Origin of the sequence: Pseudomonas sp. AN-B15 (assembly GCF_019056475.1) — a bacterium.
Classification (GTDB): domain Bacteria; phylum Pseudomonadota; class Gammaproteobacteria; order Pseudomonadales; family Pseudomonadaceae; genus Aquipseudomonas; species Aquipseudomonas parakoreensis.
Window position 1 is genome coordinate 1,263,890 of record NZ_CP049737.1, and the last position, 14,297, is coordinate 1,278,186.

A 14,297-nucleotide genomic window follows, 5' to 3' on the forward strand; every position below is an offset into this window, starting at 1 on the left:
ATCGACTGATTCTCGATTTCTTCAGATCTTTCATCAAACCTCCAAAACACAGCCGGAAGATTATCAGGAGTGCCTCGTTTACAGTCCTTGTGAGGGGTTTATGATTGCTACCTGGAAGCAGCTGAATGAAGATCCGCCAGGGTTTTATCTATTCGCAACTTACGAAGCAATGCATCCCGACCAGACCTTGTTTTGGGCTGAGCTTCCCTCTGTGGACGCAATGCATGTCCTTACTCAAGCAGTAACCGCTAGGGAGTCGGGAGCCCAATCAGTATCTCAAGCCGCTAGCTATTTTGATGGCTGACTGTACGCTCTCCTCAGAAAGACCCACAGACCCAAGCCCGGATAGATTATCTTTCGTGAAGAATTTCTTTCCACTTGCTATTAGGTAGCTGACTCGCTCTAAACCCTTGTTTGCTTTGCCTATCCAAATATGAACTTTATCAATTTCGCCTGTACGCCATGAATAAATATCCTCAACGGATGCTGATATAACAGCTCTTAGCGGAGTTGCAAAATTAAACACCTCTTCGTCCCTATGGGTCGCATTCAAAAAATCAAAACCCGCTATTTCGCCGACTCTGATTTGGTGAGGCGGTACCACCCCGGATTTCTTAGCCGCTGGATTCGTCTCAAAGTAGGCCTCTCGCTCGGCAAGAGATCTTGACTCATAACGGTAAAGGTTTGAGTCTCCGGTTTTCAGCTTGTGAGCGATGCGTTCGTTATCAGTAGCCGACAGTGCCGCTCGAAGCGAGTACCTCAAGGACTTAAGCGTTGAGTAATCAGCTTTGGCTGAAAGGAGTGCGTTGAGCATTTCGGGGGCGACGCCCTTCAGCTCTAGAATTCGATTGATCTTCAGTCTTCGATTATATAACTCGTCATGCCTTTTCATTTCGGCGGCAAAATTGGCTTTGAAATGCTTGGTTCCGCAATCCTTGCCAATATTTGTTTCGAGCGAGTCGCTTGTGGTAATGGCATAGCCATGAAGGTGTGGTTTGCCGCAATTGGCGATTCCACACTTTATCATTTTCCCTTTTAAATGGTATGGAGCAATGATGCTGCCGAAGCCTCGGTCCTTGTGATCGGGCATAAAGTATAGAGGGGATTGAAAATTAGTCCGGCCAATAATTGATTCAATATCAGGAAGGACTGGTACATCATCTAAACTAAGTTCAAAGCCGCTCATCTCTTATCCTTGAAAGTCTTATCCAAACTATTAAATTCAAGCTCGATACTACTCAGCCTTCCCCCGCACAATCCTTCCCGCCTTCACCTCATCCGCGCGCGCCATAGAAGTGGTTCAGCGCTATCAGCTCAACCACAGCCACGATGGTGCAGAGCACAACGAAGCCAGGGCTGAAGACTCGCTTGCGATTAGATGAGCCATCACCCAGCCAGAACGCGCCGGTGCAGGCGATAAAAACGGTCATGAACGCCAGCCAGGCCCAGACCCAGTACTTGCTCCAGAAGCTCTGCTCTCGCCATGCAGTCATTTTTTCTGTTCCGCAGACCGAATTATCCGGCCGTCCTTCACCTCATCCGCATAACCCGCCAGTCGATCCTCATCAGCATGAAACACGGTGCACATCTTCAGCACGGCCTGGGCGTCCGCTTCATTCCCGGCCTGACTCAATCTCTCTGCAACCCTCATCAGCTCTACGGCTGACCACTTGAGGTCGGAGGCGATGCCTTGCAGGTCGCGCTTTAGGTCTTGGTTGGGCTTGGTGAGGGGCACGACTTACAAATCCCCGCCGCGCCAGACCACCTTGCCGATGATGCGGTGTTCGTTCACTTCGCTGCGCGCCAGCATCACATCCGCATAGTCGTCGCAGTCGTCGTTGTCACTCCGAATGATCCAGCCGCCCATGGCGGTCTTGATCAGCCGCTTTACAATTGTTCCTTTGTCCGAACTAGTGAGCACGAAGATCTGGCGGTCGGCCGGTTCGGTCTTGGACGTATCCAGCAGCAGTACGTCATGGTCATTGATCGTTGGCCACATGCTGTCGCCGTCGGCAGAGATAGCTATCAAGTGCTTTGAGTTGAGCCCCTTAGCGCGCAGCCATTCCCGCTTGAATGCGAGAGTGTTCACTGACTCCACATGAGGGTTCTCATGTCCGAGGCCTGCCGCTGCCTTCGCGGTGTACTGCGGAATGAAGGCGAAATTGTCGTCATTCTCGCTGCCCGACTCATCCTCGGCGGTGGCGGGTGTATCAGTGAGGTTTTTCAGCTCGCTAGCCAGTCGAGGGCTGAACTCCTCAACCGGAACCTTTAAGTGTTTGGCGAAAACTGAAGCAGCCTTGATGTTGAGCGCCGTCCGGCGATTCATGAAATGGCTGACCGCACCTTGCGAAACACCTTCACCCAAATCTGCTGCGATTTTGTCTTGAGTGAAACCAAGCTCTGGCTTCTTGCGCGTGTAGATAGCCTTCAGAAGATCGCTTTCACGAATCTGCTCATCTGTGAGGGGTAGTTTTCGGCTGTCTTTTTTCATGCTGCGATCTTATTACCTACGGTATTCGCATAACCAATATCGCCGGTATTGACTATCAACAATACCGGCGGTCATACTTGGATAGAGTTTCTACATTGAGGACGCCGCAATGCGCCGTATCCCGCTTACCGAATTTGCCAAAGAGCATGGCCACACAAAGGCCGCGCAGATGCTCGGCTGCACACAAGGAGCCTTGAGCAAGGCGATTCGTGTAGGTCGAGACGTGTTCGTGATCCTTGAAGAGGACGGCAGCCTTTCTGCTCAAGAGCAGCGTCCGTTCCCGTCCCAAAAATCCGCCGCTTAACCCTTTCGAACAACCAAGGAGCCTCACCAATGGCATACGACGACACGCGCCACCTGAAAGACCGGGAGATCAAGTCCCGCTATGACGATGAAACCTATGAGGCGTTAAAGGCTGTGGCCCGCCTGCACAAGCTGCAGCTGGCTGTGTTTGTGCGCATGTGCGTCGAGGAGAAGTTGGAAAGCATCGTTGAACCGAATGCTACCGGTAAACACATGCAGGCCTGAAGGCCCTGAAAGGAGGCTCTGTGCCTGAAACCACGATCTGCCATGGGATCGATGGGCGCCTCTACGAAAAGCTTGAACGACTGGCTAAAGCCGCAGGCATGTCGCCTGACGAGTACGCCGCAAAGCTTGGAGCAGAACGCTTTTTCGAAAAGACCAGGCCAAAAGGGGCCGGAAAACTCCGACACCTGCCTACACCACGGCGCGACCCGCCGCAGGACTTAAAAGGGCCTGAAAAAGGAGGGACTGATGAAGACCTCAACCCATAAACCCAAATCGCAGGCACAAAAAAGCCGGGGCGCAATCCCGGCTCTTTTAAAGCACTTGCAAATATCGTTTCAATCTGGAGCCGATTATGCACACCTCTAATCTTGATGTACAGGCCCTCAATAATCCCGCGCCACGTTTTTCGCAATCTGAAAACGTGGCGCGGACAATGGCCCTCAGTCTCGGTGGCGTCAAAATCAAGCAAGACCTAGAGGGTCGCTATTGCCTGAATGACCTGCACAAGGCTGCCGGAAAAGAGAAGCGTCACGCGCCAGGTTATTGGCTTGCGATCCAGCAAACCGCAGAGCTTGTGGGCGAGCTGGAAACTACCGGAATTCCGGTAGTTACGATTGAGGGCCGAAATGGCGGCACCTTCGTTATGAAGGAGCTGGTTTATGCCTATGCAATGTGGGTCAGCGCGAAATTTCATTTGCAAGTGATCCGTACCTTCGATGCTGTTGTCGTCGGCCACATTCAACTGGTCGAAGGAAAGCAGGCCCGGGATCGGGCTCGCCTTGAGGCGCCAGCCCTGACCGACGCCATCAAGCACGGGCGCCTCGCCGCCGGCAAAGAAATCAAGCACTACCACTTCAGCAATGAGTTCGACCTGATCAACCGTATCGCCCTGGGCATGCCTTCCAAGGTGTACCGGGCGGCGCATTGCATCAGCCCTACAGATTCGATCCGTGACCACCTAACGCCTTGCGAGATTCGGTGCATTGAACACTTGCAGCGCGTCAACGCGTCTCTGATCGATGTAGGCATGGACTTCGAATCCCGCAAGCAGAAGCTCAGCCAGATCTACATCCAGCGCCATAGCCGGGCTCTTCTCTCCGAAATCAAGCGCCTGGAGTTCTGACCATGAAAGACGAACCAAAAATCCAGGCGACGATGATTGACGACGCCTACATGGAACAGTTCACCGATGACCAGCTCGCCTATATGGCTTGGGACAAAAGCGAGTTCTCTCTGAGCGTCTACCTGGATGAAGAGGAATCGAAGTGTGAAGACTGCACGAACGACGCCCGTTTCGAGCTTATGACGGCCGTTCTTGCTTCTAAGGTGTTGATCCGCCGCCTGACCGGTGTCGACCCTCGCTCCATTCGTGAAAGGGCTTTTAACAAGCTCCTGAGAAGCGATTGCTTGCCTCAGTGGGAGACCCTGCAATGAGCATGGAGCTGATGGTCAAGGCCATGAAGACCAAGGTCGGAAACCCGCTGCGCAAGCTGGTACTGATCAAGCTGGCTGACAACGCCAACGACGTGGGCGAGTGCTGGCCGTCGTATCAGCATATCGCTGATCAGTGTGAGATCGGTCGCTCCACTGTGAAGGTTCACATTCGAGAGCTGGAGAAGTGCGGCCTGCTGCGTCGTGAGTTCCGTCGCAAGGGTGAGCTTAATCAGTCGAATCTCTTCCACCTTTCGCTTAATAGTGGGTCAGGAGCTGCCCTACCTGGGGCAGGAGATAACCCAGGGGGTGGGGCAGGAGCTGCCCCCAGAACCAGTCACTCTTTTGAACCAGTCAAGGAACCAGTAAAAGAGCCGGTCGCCAAAGCTCCCTCTCGCAAAAAATCGAAGGCTGAGAAATTCGACCCGCTGACTGCCAAGCCGACCAATGTCAGCGCCACTGCTTGGGCTGACTGGTGCCAACACCGCAAGGAGATCCGCAAGTCGCTGACCGCCACTACCTGTGCCCGTCAAGCCAAGACCCTGGCAGGCCACCACGACGCTGACGCAGTGATCAACCAGTCCATCAGCAATGGCTGGACCGGCCTGTTCCCGGAGAAGGTGGTGGCTGGCGGCAGGACTGTCGGCAACGGACCTGACTTCTACGACCAGTCGTGGCGCACTGATACGAGTGATGACCTATGAAAAACGTCACTCAGATGATCCCAGGTGCTGCGCGCGCTCTTTCCGCCGGCGCCCCTTATCAGGCTCCGGAGCAGATCGGTAGCCAGCTTGGAGTGGTGGACGACGCCACCGGTGAAGTGGTTGAGCGCCTGTTTCGGCAGCTGCAAGCCATCTTCCCGGCCCACAAGCAGGCTTGGCCGGACGACAAGGCCAAGGCCGCAGCGATGCGCAACTGGACCATGGGTTTCATGGCTGCCGGTATCCGCACGCTGGAGCAGATCCGCTATGGAATCGAGCAGTGCCGGAAAAGCGGCTCACCGTTCGCGCCAAGCGTCGGCCAGTTCATAGGCTGGTGCACGCCTGGCCCTGAGGCGTTCGGTCTGCCAGCGAGCGCTGACGCATGGGTGGAGGCGTTGATGGGCGTCTACAGCCATGAAGGCGTGCGCATCGCTGCCAACGAGACAGGAATCTTCGACCTACGCGCCGCAAAGCAGGAAGACAAAGGTCTTCGTCAGCGATTCGACCACAACTACGCCGTGGTGATCCGCCGCGCCCAGGAAGGCCAGCCGCTCGACGGGAAGATCCTCACCGGTATCGGCCACGACAGCCAGAAGACCGAGTTCGACCTCGCGAACGAGCTTGCCGACCAGCAGACCCAGGCGCGAATCCTCCAGCAAGGCATCCCGGTCGACGGCAAGTCCGCCCGCGAGCTGCTGCTGGCAAAAATGAACATCAAGCGCGATGCACAGCGCGGCGCGGAGAAATTCTGATGAAAGATCACACCGACAAGGCAGGTATTCGCTGCGCCGTAGCAGTTCTGGCAATGCTCGTTTTCTGTTTCGTGATTTGGGGGCCGCTGAACACTATCTGGATCGGTCCGTGGATCTACGAAGGAACCACCATTGGCTCTTTGGAGTGGCGCAAAGCATGGGTTTTCAATGGCTGGATTCTTTTCGCACCCATCGCCATCTGCATCGGCTACTGCATCTTCACGATGGTTCGGGCGATCCGAAAAGACGAATCCGAGCGCCTGGAGCGCCTGGCATTGATCGCAGAAGCAGGGGAGAAGCGGGCATGAGCGAATTCGTAGAAGTGAAGACGCAAGACCTGTCGGGCGTGGCGCTGGATTGGGCTGTTGCTCAGGTGGAAAACCCGGAAGGCTTTGTTATGCGCGATGCGACTGCCGACATGGGTTGCTGGATTGTCGGCATAGCAGTCGATTCAAGTGATCCCCGCTCATGGCTGAAGTCCTCTTATGCGCCGTCCACCGACTGGAGCCAGGGCGGGCCGCTGGTTTCGAAGTACCACTTGGACTTTTGCTGCGAGCACCAAGAAACCATCGGTGCCGCGCTCTGCGATGAGAACGGCATGTACATCGACGACCGGATGATGTTCGGGAAAACCCACCTCATCGCCGCCTGCCGCGCCATCGTCGCCTCAGCCCTTGGCGAAACCGTAAGCGTGCCAAAGGAGCTGCTGTCATGACCGACAACACCGAACTGAAGCGGCTAGCCGAGGGCGCGACCCCAGGGCCATGGAGTGTGTGCGGGGAGGTCGACAGCACCCAAGGCTTCGAGATTGTTCAGGATATTTGGAACGAGCACGGAACCCACACCGGCATGGATGTGGTGGTCTACGAGTGGAGTTATGAAAGCGACCCGTTAGGGGTTATCCGTCGGCCGGATGCTGACTTTATCGCAGCCGCCAACCCTTCCGCCGTCTTGGCCCTGATCGCCGAGAACGAGCGTCTATTCAAACTGCTTGAGCGCACGGTAGATCAGCATGTGCCGCTGACTGAGCTTGAGGGCGTGCCCGGTTGGAGTCGAGCGGTTGAGCTGGTCGAGGTTGTTGCCGAGCGCGACCAGCTGCGAGCCGAGATCGCCGGCCTACGCACCGGCTACGAAGCCTACGAGCGGGTGAATGCTGAGCTGAACGCTGAGACCGAGGCTCTGCGCAAGTCTTTGGCGGGCCTGCTGGATGTTCAGGGCATCGCAGGTCGCGCAGCCATGGGCAAGGGGAGCTAGTCATGAACGAGATTGCTCAATGGATCGGCTACGGCGTGATGGTTTGCTCTGCGGTTGGCGCGCTTGCCTTGATTTTGTTCCTCCTGTCCTACGCCTGCGTAACGATCATGAACAAGTGGATCAAGGCGATGATGCGCGCCTACGACTTGAACACCCTGCGCAAAACCATGCGTCGGCTTGAGGCGGAAGGGAAGGTCAGCAAAAAGACGGGGGTGCAGTCATGAGCCCCGAATACACGATCCGCGACCGTAGCGACATCAACCGCCTCGCCGGCGCCTTGCACGCCATCGACCTGAGCAAGCCGAAGGTGGTGGTGATCCGCGACGAAAAACGCCCTGACGTCTGCAACCGCAAGATGTGGGCAATGCTCAAGGACGTATCCGAGCAGGTCATCTGGCACGGCAAGAAGCTGACCAGTGAAGACTGGAAGTGTCTTTTCAGTGCCTCGCTGGAGAAGCAGCGCGCGGAGCCTGGCCTCGACGGTGGGTTCGTGGTCATGGCCGTATCGACCCGCAAGCAGTCGCAGAAGTGGTTCAGCGATCTGTTCGAGCTGATGCATGCCTTCGGCGCCGAGCAGGACGTGCGCTGGACGGAGCAGGACAAGTGGGGAGGGCGCTACTGATGCGCGTAGCCATCAAGGAATCGAAGGCGCCCAAGCCGAAGAAGTGCAAGAACCCAGCTTGCGGGGACTCATTCGTCCCGCAGCGCCTCGGGCAGACGGTGTGCGGATACAAGTGCGGCCTGGCCATCAAGGACGTCAATCAGGCGAAAGCCGGTAAGGCGCTGGCCCAAATTGGACGTGCCGAGATCAAGATCCGCAAGGAGAAACTGAAGACCAGGGCTGACCACCTGCGCGAAGCCCAGGCCGCGGTGAATGAGTACGTCCGCCTGCGTGACGCGCACTTGCCATGCATAAGCTGCGACTCAATGCCGAACGACAACGACCTGATGACGGGCAGCCGCTGGGACGCTGGCCACTACCGATCCGTCGGCGCCTGTCCTGAGCTGCGCTTCGAGCCGCTGAACATCCACCGACAGTGTGTTAAGTGCAACCGCAACCTGTCCGGTAACGCGGTCGAGTACCGCATCCGATTAGTGCAGCGCATCGGCGCCGAAACCGTGGCTTGGCTCGAAGGGCCTCATGAACCCCGCAAGTACACCGTCGACGAAATCAAAACCATCAAGGCCGAATACCGAGCCAAGACAAGAGAGCTAAAAAAAGGGGAAGCCGCATGATTTATCGAGACGTTATTTCCGCAGTAATCCGTGCGCTCGCGTCCGAGACGATCAACAGCGCTGGGGGTTGCGACTACACCCCAAAGGTTCAGGCCAATAAGCTCAAAGGCGAGATCGTTGGCAAGGAAGCGGCATTCCTCACGGATTGCTGGGTGTTTGGTCGTTTGCACTCCTGCCTTGAGCCGAAGCACTGGGTGGCCCTGAACGCCTGCTATTCGACGCACATGGCCTCGAAAGTTGGCGCCATCGGCCGCATCGTTTCGCACGTATCTTCACCGGCGCCACGCCTGTTTCTGACCAAGGCGGTGACAGCCTGGGCATATCCGCAACTTGGCGGCGCCGAGCGCGCGCCGGCCGGGAAGGTTGAGCTTGAGGTTGATGATGACGCGCCGGCTTGGAGGAAAGCGGCTGTGGAGAAATCCCAGAAGGCCATCAATGCCAAGCTGAAGCAGCGCCAAGAGGCTCCATGCGAAGGGGTCATCATCTTGCCGGCCCATAACTACGACATGAACACCTGGGACTTGGATGGCACGCCGGAGCGAACGCGCCGAGACTGGCGCCGGAAGATCTTCAAGGGACTGGATAAACTGGTCAACGAGGCGCTTCTCGAAGCTGGCGAGATTCTGACCAAGGAGGGTGTTTTCTTCGATGATCAAGATGCTGCATAGAGGGCCTTGACAGGGCCTGCCGGTTCGCCGATTATTCACCCATCCTGTCATTCCTGCGCGTATCGAGGAGTGACTAACGAAACCCGGCCACCGCGCCGGGTTTTTTATTGCCTCGAATTCAACCTTCTGGAGGTGCGCGTGAAGCTGAAAGCCAAAAGCAATCTGCTGGAGCGCGCCAGAACGGCATGGGAGGCGGTCGCACGCCAAGTTGGCGAGACCGACTTCTCGCGCCATCCGCGCACCGGCGAGTATCTGCACCCCGGTGTCGCCATGGGTTGGCGCATTCACAAAAAGAATCTGTAGTTTTACCTGTAGCCAGGACAGCCTTCGGGAAGGCCTGGACGTCGATAGCCGGAAAGTGCGATGTACGGAATCAACGCCGGCAGCCCGCGCACTCTGACCTCACATGCTTGTGGAGTGGCGCGAAACTAGATCAGCGAGATCGATGCAAAGGGGTGTCGACGCTGGGATGGTCTTTGGCTGACAGCTCGGAAAGACGAGCGCACCTATTCAGGGCCTCTGCATTCGCAGGGGCTTTTTCGTTTGAGGAGCAGGGAAATGTCCGAGGCAGAGAAAAAGGCGGTTCAGTGTGTAGTTGATGCAGTGGTCGGTGGCGATCTCGGTCGACTGAAATCGGGCCTTGCTCGGCTTTCCGAGTTGCCAGGCTACGAGTTCTCCACAGTTACTGGGCAGCTGATGAACACCGATCAGCGTGAAAAGTTTTCAATGTTCGTGATCGGCTACGAAAGCCCGTTCTACTACCGTGACGGTCATGTGTTCGGAGCTGTGTACACGCCATCCGAATTCATGTGCAAAAAAGCCAGTCCATCTGGCGAAGGCCTGCCGTTCGAGCAGGTTCGCGACGCAGTCCTGAAAGCGCGCGGCGAACACGACGAGAAAGTGCTGCAGAAGGCGCTTGGCCTGAAGGCCGCTCTCGAAGAAATGGAAGACTTGCTGAAGCGACATTCGTTCGCGGATTCGAAGCTGACCAGCCTCGCGCATGTTGAGTTGCACAAAGGGCAGGCGCTGCTCTTGGCTGCGCTCAACCCAGTAAACGCTCACTAATTTCGGCCCCAAGATCGGGGCCTTTCGTTTTCGGCTCCCCACACCCATTGCTCCGAGCTGGGAGTGCAGCGGACGCCGACCTATTTGCGCTGGCCTAACAGGTCAGCTTTTCACGATGGAGTTGCGATGGATCCTACTGACCTCGGCCCAGGCACCGCTACCTGGCTGGGCGGTACCGGAACCGTGTTGCTGGCCGCCTTCCTTTGGCTGCGTAAATTCCTCTCAAAGGATGCTGCTGACAGGGCGATGGATAACGCCGACATTTTCACGCTTCGCCGACTGAATGAGTTGCTGGACTCCGAGCGTGTTGCGCGAAAGGAAGCTGAGGCCCGCGCTGATCAGTTCGCCAAAGAGCGCAACGAGCTCGCCGCAGCAGTAGGGCGAATGGAGGGGAAGATCGAAGCCCTCACCAGCCAGGTCGCACAGCTAACCACCACGGTTACCTCGCAGAGCGAAGAGATCGCCCGCCTGCGTACCAAGCTGGGAGGCATCAACTGATGGACAGATGCGCTATGGAATTCATTGCTCGCCGCTGGTGGCGCCGGGCGGAGGTCTGGGTTATCGCAGCACTGCTGCTCGTCGGCGGTCTGACCCTCGGTTTTCAAGCTGGCGTATGGTCAGCCAGCAGTGAGCAGACAAAACAGCTTGCCGAGGTGCGCGCAGCTTACGACGCCGCGCTTGGAAAACGTGACGTTCGCCTGAACAGCTTGGCCGAGAAGACGCAGGACGCAGCAGTGAAGGTGCAAGAGGCATCGAACTCGGCAGTCCAAGCGGCGGACACCGCCAGCAAGGCAGCGGAGAAGGTCAACGAAGCCGTCGAACGGCAGACACCATGAGCGCCTTTCTGAAGTTGGTCCCTGCATGGTTGTGGGTGGTGCTGGCAGCGCTCGCAGCCGTTGGTTACCTGTCGCTTCGACTGGATAGCGTGAAGGACGATCGAGCAGCCATCACCGCCGAGCGCGACACTGCCGCCGCCCGCGTGGACTCGCTCACCAACACGCTCCACCTCCAGCGCGAGATCACCAATGACATCAACCGAGTCTCCGATGATGCGAAAGCCAAGACTGAGCACGTGTCGGCTGCCGTTGTTGTTGCTGATAACCGGGCTCGCAGCCTGCAGCAGCAAATCACCGACCTCATCGCCAAGCGACAGTCTTGTGCTGCCGAGGTTGCCAGCGGAAGCCAGGCAAGAGCCGACCTTACCGTTCTGCTTGCCGACCTGCGTAGAAGCGCTGACGAAGAAGCGGGAAGACTGGCAGAAGCGCTTGATCGAAGTCGAATAGCCGGCTTTGCGTGTGAGGCGGCATACACCGCAGCGCAGAAGAGCAAGTAATCCGCGACACGTTTCGCGAATCAGCAAATTGTGTCGCGACCCGCGACGAGGGAATCACTATGGACAACCAGCACAAGAAAATCACCGGCTACCGCGACCTGACCCAGTCCGAGATCGACGGCATGAACTCCATCAAGTCGCTTGAGGCTGACGCTGGTGAGTTGTTCAAGCAGATCGGCCAGATTGAAAGCGTTGACCCGCGCCTGCTGGCCTTGGCCAAGACCAACTTGCAACAAGGCTTCATGTGGTTCGTTCGCTCAATTGCCAAACCTGCTGATCCATTCAGCTGATGAGCAACGTAACCCGCCTGCGCCACGCGCTGCCGCTGAGCCCAGACATCAACAAGGCTGTGATCGAACTGGATGCCGCAATCGCCAAGGCCATCGACGCAGCCAAGTCCGCCGGACTGCCTCAAGGGCTGGTGGTGGCAATCCTTCACGGACAGGCTCATGCCCAGACGCACGAGATGGTGAAGGCATGACCGCCAAGCTGATCGACTTCAAACGGGAAGGATGGCGAGACGCTGCGAAGACACTGCGCAAGATCGCCGACGACCTCGATGCTGGTGTCCATCCGGAATGCACCGTAGGCGACTTGACCCTTATCGGCCCGAAGGGGCAGGTGACGGTGTTCGGGCTGGGCCCCAAGTGCGACGACCTGCAATGCCTGGGTGCTATGCGCCTGGGTGAGCAAAAGCTGATTGATGTGCTACTCGACAACGAAGACTAAGGATTCCCATGACAACGAAGCAACCCGACTGGGAGGCAATCGAACGCGCCTACCGGGCTGGATTGCTTTCCGTCAGAGAGATCGCCGCTTCCTGTGGCGTCTCACATACCGCAATCCAGAAGCGCGCCAAGGCTAATGGTTGGGAGCGCGACCTCAAGGCGAAGATCAAGGCGAAGGCTGATTCGCTGGTTGCCAAACGAGAGGTTGCCACACAGGTTGCCAGCAAATCGGTGGAAACCGAGCGCGAGATCATCGAGGTCAACGCTGAGGTCATTGCGAACATCCGCATGGCTCACCGCGGTGATATCTCACGTGGACGGCGCCTCACCAACAAGCTCCTGGACGAGCTTGAGGGGCTGACGGATAACCGCCAACTGTTCGAAGAGCTCGGTGAGCTGATGCGCTCCGAGGATGACAGCGGGCAGGACAAGCGCAATGACCTGTACCAGAAGATCATCGATCTGCCTGGCCGCTCTAAGACGATGAAGGAAATGGCGGAGACGCTGAAGACCCTGATCTCGCTGGAGCGCCAAGCCTACGACCTCGACACCAAATCCGGCGGCAATGACGCTGACGAGCTGTCCAAAATGATGGACGATCTATCGAAGGACGCCTGATATGAAGCCCGAGCACTTGAAGCTGCTCCGGGACAAGCGATGGCGCCTGAACAATCTCTACTTCATCACGGACAAGCAGGGCAAGAAAGTCCGCTTCCGGATGACGGACGAGCAGATCGAATACTTCGACGGGATGCACACCCGGAACATCATCCTGAAAGCCCGGCAACTCGGCTTCACCACTGAGTGCTGCATCATCCAGCTCGATGCCGCTTTGTTCGAATCGGCCAAGTGCGCATTGATCGCTCACACCCTGAACGACGCCAAGCGCCTGTTCCGGGAGAAGGTCAAATATGCCTACGACAACCTGCCTGCTGAAATACGCGCTGCCAATCCTGCTTCTAACGATGCTGCTGGTGAGCTTGTGTTCAGCAAAGGCGGATCGCTCTACGTTTCTACGTCCTTCCGGGGCGGGACTCTACGGTATCTGCACGTTTCCGAGTTCGGGAAGATCTGCGCCAAGTTTCCCCACAAGGCCAGAGAGATCGTCACCGGCGCCTTCGAGGCTGTCGCCACCGATTGCTTCGTCACGATTGAATCGACGGCGGAGGGCCGGGCCGGTTACTTCTTCGATTACTCGCAAAGCGCGGAGAAGCAACTGCTGTCCGGCACGCCCCTCGGCAAGCTTGACTGGAAATTCTTCTTCTTCAGTTGGTGGAAGAACAAAGCCTACTGGCTTGACCCGGCCGATGTGGTCATCCCGCAACGCCTGACTGACTACTTCACTGAGCTGTTCGCCAAGCAAGGCATCGACACGAACCCTGGCCAGCGCGCCTGGTACGCCGCCAAGGAGAAGACCCTCGGCGACGACATGAAGCGGGAATACCCTTCGATCCCTGCCGAAGCCTTCCAGCAGTCGATCGAGGGCGCTTACTACGCCCAGCAGTTCACCAAGCTGTATGCCTCTCAGCGCATCGGCACGCTGCCAGACAACAGCCACCTGCCGGTGATGACCTTCTGGGACATCGGCGTCGGCGACTCCACGGCCATCTGGTTCGTGCGTCAGGTCGGCAACGAATATCACGTCATCGATTACTACGAGAATTCCGGCGAAGGCCTGAGGCATTACATGAAGGTGCTTAAGGATAAGGGTTACACCTATTCCGAGCACTGGGGGCCGCATGACATCGAAAACCGTGAGTTCGGTAGTGATGCCAAGAGTCGCAAGGACATCGCCAAAGAGGGCTACGAGATCGACGGCGTGAAATACACCCTGAAGTTTCAGGTTGTCCCGAAGACTGGCGTAGATACTGGCATTGAAGCGGCTCGGGAGATCCTGCCGCGCTGCGTTTTCGATGAATCCAAATGCAGCGAAGGCATCACCCATCTTGAGGCATACCGCAAGGAGTGGGACGACAAGCATGGCTGCTGGAAAGACAAACCGCTGCACGACAGCACGTCGCACGGTGCTGATGCTTGGCGCTACTTCGCTGTCGCCATGACCAAGCGCAAGCCGACACCAACCACCACCACATCCCTGAGAATCTAGCCC

Annotated in this window: 28 protein-coding genes; 24 read left to right on the forward strand and 4 right to left on the reverse strand. The window is 57.1% G+C overall.

The annotated features are described in order from the left end of the window. Positions 1-268: 268 nt before the first annotated feature. The 4 genes from GTQ41_RS05605 to GTQ41_RS05620 form a co-directional block, all read right to left on the reverse strand. Positions 269-1,186, reverse strand: a complete 918-nt coding sequence (locus tag GTQ41_RS05605; RefSeq protein WP_217325438.1) for a hypothetical protein — start codon at positions 1,184-1,186, stop codon at positions 269-271. Positions 1,187-1,274: 88 nt separating this feature from the next. After that, positions 1,275-1,493 (reverse strand): hypothetical protein, encoded by a 219-nt coding sequence (locus GTQ41_RS05610; protein ID WP_217325439.1) that lies wholly within the window; start codon positions 1,491-1,493, stop codon positions 1,275-1,277. Beyond that, positions 1,490-1,735, reverse strand: a complete 246-nt coding sequence (locus GTQ41_RS05615; protein ID WP_217325440.1) for a hypothetical protein — start codon at positions 1,733-1,735, stop codon at positions 1,490-1,492. Before GTQ41_RS05615 ends, GTQ41_RS05610 begins: the two co-directional genes overlap by 4 nt. A gap of 3 nt (positions 1,736-1,738) precedes the next feature. After that, on the reverse strand, positions 1,739-2,491 hold the full coding sequence (locus tag GTQ41_RS05620; RefSeq protein ID WP_060765667.1) for a S24 family peptidase: 753 nt from the start codon (positions 2,489-2,491) through the stop codon (positions 1,739-1,741). Between the two features lie 109 nt (positions 2,492-2,600). On the opposite strand from GTQ41_RS05620, the gene GTQ41_RS05625 reads away from it, so the two are divergent. From GTQ41_RS05625 to GTQ41_RS05740, 24 genes are all read left to right on the forward strand, one after another. Further along, positions 2,601-2,795: a Cro/CI family transcriptional regulator gene (locus GTQ41_RS05625; protein ID WP_060765666.1), complete on the forward strand. Its 195-nt coding sequence runs from the start codon at positions 2,601-2,603 to the stop codon at positions 2,793-2,795. Between the two features lie 29 nt (positions 2,796-2,824). Further along, entirely contained in the window at positions 2,825-3,019 is a 195-nt protein-coding gene (locus GTQ41_RS05630; protein ID WP_040267807.1) for a hypothetical protein, read from the forward strand. 20 nt (positions 3,020-3,039) lie between these two features. After that, on the forward strand, positions 3,040-3,285 hold the full coding sequence (locus GTQ41_RS05635; protein ID WP_047275919.1) for a hypothetical protein: 246 nt from the start codon (positions 3,040-3,042) through the stop codon (positions 3,283-3,285). Between the two features lie 86 nt (positions 3,286-3,371). Then, positions 3,372-4,142: a KilA-N domain-containing protein gene (locus tag GTQ41_RS05640; protein WP_217325441.1), complete on the forward strand. Its 771-nt coding sequence runs from the start codon at positions 3,372-3,374 to the stop codon at positions 4,140-4,142. A 2-nt stretch (positions 4,143-4,144) separates the two neighbouring features. Then, complete coding sequence (locus tag GTQ41_RS05645) at positions 4,145-4,453, forward strand: hypothetical protein (protein ID WP_048398981.1); 309 nt, start codon at positions 4,145-4,147, stop codon at positions 4,451-4,453. After that, the gene (locus GTQ41_RS05650; protein WP_217325442.1) at positions 4,450-5,154 is read left to right on the forward strand and encodes a helix-turn-helix domain-containing protein; all 705 of its coding nucleotides are present in this window, start codon (positions 4,450-4,452) and stop codon (positions 5,152-5,154) included. Before GTQ41_RS05645 ends, GTQ41_RS05650 begins: the two co-directional genes overlap by 4 nt. Further along, positions 5,151-5,903 carry a replication protein P gene (locus GTQ41_RS05655; RefSeq protein ID WP_217325443.1) on the forward strand — a complete coding sequence of 251 codons (753 nt, stop codon included), beginning with the start codon at positions 5,151-5,153 and terminating at the stop codon, positions 5,901-5,903. Before GTQ41_RS05650 ends, GTQ41_RS05655 begins: the two co-directional genes overlap by 4 nt. Further along, complete coding sequence (locus tag GTQ41_RS05660; protein ID WP_217325444.1) at positions 5,903-6,211, forward strand: hypothetical protein; 309 nt, start codon at positions 5,903-5,905, stop codon at positions 6,209-6,211. The genes GTQ41_RS05655 and GTQ41_RS05660 overlap by 1 nt, the downstream gene beginning before the upstream one ends. Then, positions 6,208-6,618, forward strand: a complete 411-nt coding sequence (locus tag GTQ41_RS05665) for a phage protein NinX family protein (protein ID WP_217325445.1) — start codon at positions 6,208-6,210, stop codon at positions 6,616-6,618. Before GTQ41_RS05660 ends, GTQ41_RS05665 begins: the two co-directional genes overlap by 4 nt. After that, on the forward strand, positions 6,615-7,157 hold the full coding sequence (locus GTQ41_RS05670) for an ead/Ea22-like family protein (RefSeq protein WP_217325446.1): 543 nt from the start codon (positions 6,615-6,617) through the stop codon (positions 7,155-7,157). The genes GTQ41_RS05665 and GTQ41_RS05670 overlap by 4 nt, the downstream gene beginning before the upstream one ends. A gap of 2 nt (positions 7,158-7,159) precedes the next feature. Further along, entirely contained in the window at positions 7,160-7,381 is a 222-nt protein-coding gene (locus GTQ41_RS05675; protein WP_217325447.1) for a hypothetical protein, read from the forward strand. Next, the gene (locus GTQ41_RS05680; RefSeq protein WP_217325448.1) at positions 7,378-7,779 is read left to right on the forward strand and encodes a recombination protein NinB; all 402 of its coding nucleotides are present in this window, start codon (positions 7,378-7,380) and stop codon (positions 7,777-7,779) included. The genes GTQ41_RS05675 and GTQ41_RS05680 overlap by 4 nt, the downstream gene beginning before the upstream one ends. Continuing rightward, positions 7,779-8,393 carry a recombination protein NinG gene (locus tag GTQ41_RS05685; protein ID WP_217325449.1) on the forward strand — a complete coding sequence of 205 codons (615 nt, stop codon included), beginning with the start codon at positions 7,779-7,781 and terminating at the stop codon, positions 8,391-8,393. The genes GTQ41_RS05680 and GTQ41_RS05685 overlap by 1 nt, the downstream gene beginning before the upstream one ends. Beyond that, on the forward strand, positions 8,390-9,061 hold the full coding sequence (locus GTQ41_RS05690) for a hypothetical protein (RefSeq protein WP_217325450.1): 672 nt from the start codon (positions 8,390-8,392) through the stop codon (positions 9,059-9,061). Before GTQ41_RS05685 ends, GTQ41_RS05690 begins: the two co-directional genes overlap by 4 nt. Positions 9,062-9,199: 138 nt before the next feature. Further along, the gene (locus tag GTQ41_RS05695; RefSeq protein ID WP_154220638.1) at positions 9,200-9,364 is read left to right on the forward strand and encodes a hypothetical protein; all 165 of its coding nucleotides are present in this window, start codon (positions 9,200-9,202) and stop codon (positions 9,362-9,364) included. A 255-nt stretch (positions 9,365-9,619) separates the two neighbouring features. Then, positions 9,620-10,126, forward strand: a complete 507-nt coding sequence (locus GTQ41_RS05700; protein ID WP_217325451.1) for a hypothetical protein — start codon at positions 9,620-9,622, stop codon at positions 10,124-10,126. 126 nt (positions 10,127-10,252) lie between these two features. Next, a complete protein-coding gene (locus GTQ41_RS05705) occupies positions 10,253-10,624 on the forward strand; it encodes a DUF3450 domain-containing protein (RefSeq protein WP_217325452.1) in 372 nt (123 codons plus the stop codon). Further along, entirely contained in the window at positions 10,624-10,962 is a 339-nt protein-coding gene (locus tag GTQ41_RS05710; RefSeq protein WP_217325453.1) for a hypothetical protein, read from the forward strand. The genes GTQ41_RS05705 and GTQ41_RS05710 overlap by 1 nt, the downstream gene beginning before the upstream one ends. Then, positions 10,959-11,459 carry a DUF2514 family protein gene (locus GTQ41_RS05715; RefSeq protein WP_217325454.1) on the forward strand — a complete coding sequence of 167 codons (501 nt, stop codon included), beginning with the start codon at positions 10,959-10,961 and terminating at the stop codon, positions 11,457-11,459. The genes GTQ41_RS05710 and GTQ41_RS05715 overlap by 4 nt, the downstream gene beginning before the upstream one ends. Before the next feature lie 59 nt (positions 11,460-11,518). Then, entirely contained in the window at positions 11,519-11,749 is a 231-nt protein-coding gene (locus GTQ41_RS05720; RefSeq protein ID WP_212546450.1) for a hypothetical protein, read from the forward strand. After that, positions 11,749-11,940, forward strand: a complete 192-nt coding sequence (locus GTQ41_RS05725; protein WP_212546451.1) for a hypothetical protein — start codon at positions 11,749-11,751, stop codon at positions 11,938-11,940. The genes GTQ41_RS05720 and GTQ41_RS05725 overlap by 1 nt, the downstream gene beginning before the upstream one ends. Next, a complete protein-coding gene (locus GTQ41_RS05730; protein ID WP_217325455.1) occupies positions 11,937-12,188 on the forward strand; it encodes a hypothetical protein in 252 nt (83 codons plus the stop codon). The genes GTQ41_RS05725 and GTQ41_RS05730 overlap by 4 nt, the downstream gene beginning before the upstream one ends. An 8-nt stretch (positions 12,189-12,196) precedes the next feature. Continuing rightward, positions 12,197-12,805: a hypothetical protein gene (locus GTQ41_RS05735; protein WP_217325456.1), complete on the forward strand. Its 609-nt coding sequence runs from the start codon at positions 12,197-12,199 to the stop codon at positions 12,803-12,805. Between the two features lies 1 nt (position 12,806). Continuing rightward, positions 12,807-14,294 carry a terminase gene (locus GTQ41_RS05740; protein WP_217325457.1) on the forward strand — a complete coding sequence of 496 codons (1,488 nt, stop codon included), beginning with the start codon at positions 12,807-12,809 and terminating at the stop codon, positions 14,292-14,294. Positions 14,295-14,297 lie beyond the last annotated feature (3 nt).

Bases quoted from the DNA above. Each gene is read 5' to 3' on its own strand.
- GTQ41_RS05685 (WP_217325449.1), top strand. From the start codon at position 7,779: ATGCGCGTAGCCATCAAGGAATCGAAGGCGCCCAAGCCGAAGAAGTGC.
- GTQ41_RS05690 (WP_217325450.1), top strand. From the start codon at position 8,390: ATGATTTATCGAGACGTTATTTCCGCAGTAATCCGTGCGCTCGCGTCC.
- GTQ41_RS05620 (WP_060765667.1), bottom strand. From the start codon at position 2,491: ATGAAAAAAGACAGCCGAAAACTACCCCTCACAGATGAGCAGATTCGT.
- GTQ41_RS05650 (WP_217325442.1), top strand. From the start codon at position 4,450: ATGAGCATGGAGCTGATGGTCAAGGCCATGAAGACCAAGGTCGGAAAC.
- GTQ41_RS05655 (WP_217325443.1), top strand. From the start codon at position 5,151: ATGAAAAACGTCACTCAGATGATCCCAGGTGCTGCGCGCGCTCTTTCC.
- GTQ41_RS05680 (WP_217325448.1), top strand. From the start codon at position 7,378: ATGAGCCCCGAATACACGATCCGCGACCGTAGCGACATCAACCGCCTC.
- GTQ41_RS05700 (WP_217325451.1), top strand. From the start codon at position 9,620: ATGTCCGAGGCAGAGAAAAAGGCGGTTCAGTGTGTAGTTGATGCAGTG.
- GTQ41_RS05705 (WP_217325452.1), top strand. From the start codon at position 10,253: ATGGATCCTACTGACCTCGGCCCAGGCACCGCTACCTGGCTGGGCGGT.
- GTQ41_RS05660 (WP_217325444.1), top strand. From the start codon at position 5,903: ATGAAAGATCACACCGACAAGGCAGGTATTCGCTGCGCCGTAGCAGTT.
- GTQ41_RS05645 (WP_048398981.1), top strand. From the start codon at position 4,145: ATGAAAGACGAACCAAAAATCCAGGCGACGATGATTGACGACGCCTAC.
- GTQ41_RS05720 (WP_212546450.1), top strand. From the start codon at position 11,519: ATGGACAACCAGCACAAGAAAATCACCGGCTACCGCGACCTGACCCAG.
- GTQ41_RS05605 (WP_217325438.1), bottom strand. From the start codon at position 1,186: ATGAGCGGCTTTGAACTTAGTTTAGATGATGTACCAGTCCTTCCTGAT.
- GTQ41_RS05630 (WP_040267807.1), top strand. From the start codon at position 2,825: ATGGCATACGACGACACGCGCCACCTGAAAGACCGGGAGATCAAGTCC.
- GTQ41_RS05740 (WP_217325457.1), top strand. From the start codon at position 12,807: ATGAAGCCCGAGCACTTGAAGCTGCTCCGGGACAAGCGATGGCGCCTG.
- GTQ41_RS05640 (WP_217325441.1), top strand. From the start codon at position 3,372: ATGCACACCTCTAATCTTGATGTACAGGCCCTCAATAATCCCGCGCCA.
- GTQ41_RS05670 (WP_217325446.1), top strand. From the start codon at position 6,615: ATGACCGACAACACCGAACTGAAGCGGCTAGCCGAGGGCGCGACCCCA.
- GTQ41_RS05735 (WP_217325456.1), top strand. From the start codon at position 12,197: ATGACAACGAAGCAACCCGACTGGGAGGCAATCGAACGCGCCTACCGG.
- GTQ41_RS05710 (WP_217325453.1), top strand. From the start codon at position 10,624: ATGGACAGATGCGCTATGGAATTCATTGCTCGCCGCTGGTGGCGCCGG.
- GTQ41_RS05610 (WP_217325439.1), bottom strand. From the start codon at position 1,493: ATGACTGCATGGCGAGAGCAGAGCTTCTGGAGCAAGTACTGGGTCTGG.
- GTQ41_RS05725 (WP_212546451.1), top strand. From the start codon at position 11,749: ATGAGCAACGTAACCCGCCTGCGCCACGCGCTGCCGCTGAGCCCAGAC.
- GTQ41_RS05730 (WP_217325455.1), top strand. From the start codon at position 11,937: ATGACCGCCAAGCTGATCGACTTCAAACGGGAAGGATGGCGAGACGCT.
- GTQ41_RS05665 (WP_217325445.1), top strand. From the start codon at position 6,208: ATGAGCGAATTCGTAGAAGTGAAGACGCAAGACCTGTCGGGCGTGGCG.
- GTQ41_RS05675 (WP_217325447.1), top strand. From the start codon at position 7,160: ATGAACGAGATTGCTCAATGGATCGGCTACGGCGTGATGGTTTGCTCT.
- GTQ41_RS05625 (WP_060765666.1), top strand. From the start codon at position 2,601: ATGCGCCGTATCCCGCTTACCGAATTTGCCAAAGAGCATGGCCACACA.
- GTQ41_RS05715 (WP_217325454.1), top strand. From the start codon at position 10,959: ATGAGCGCCTTTCTGAAGTTGGTCCCTGCATGGTTGTGGGTGGTGCTG.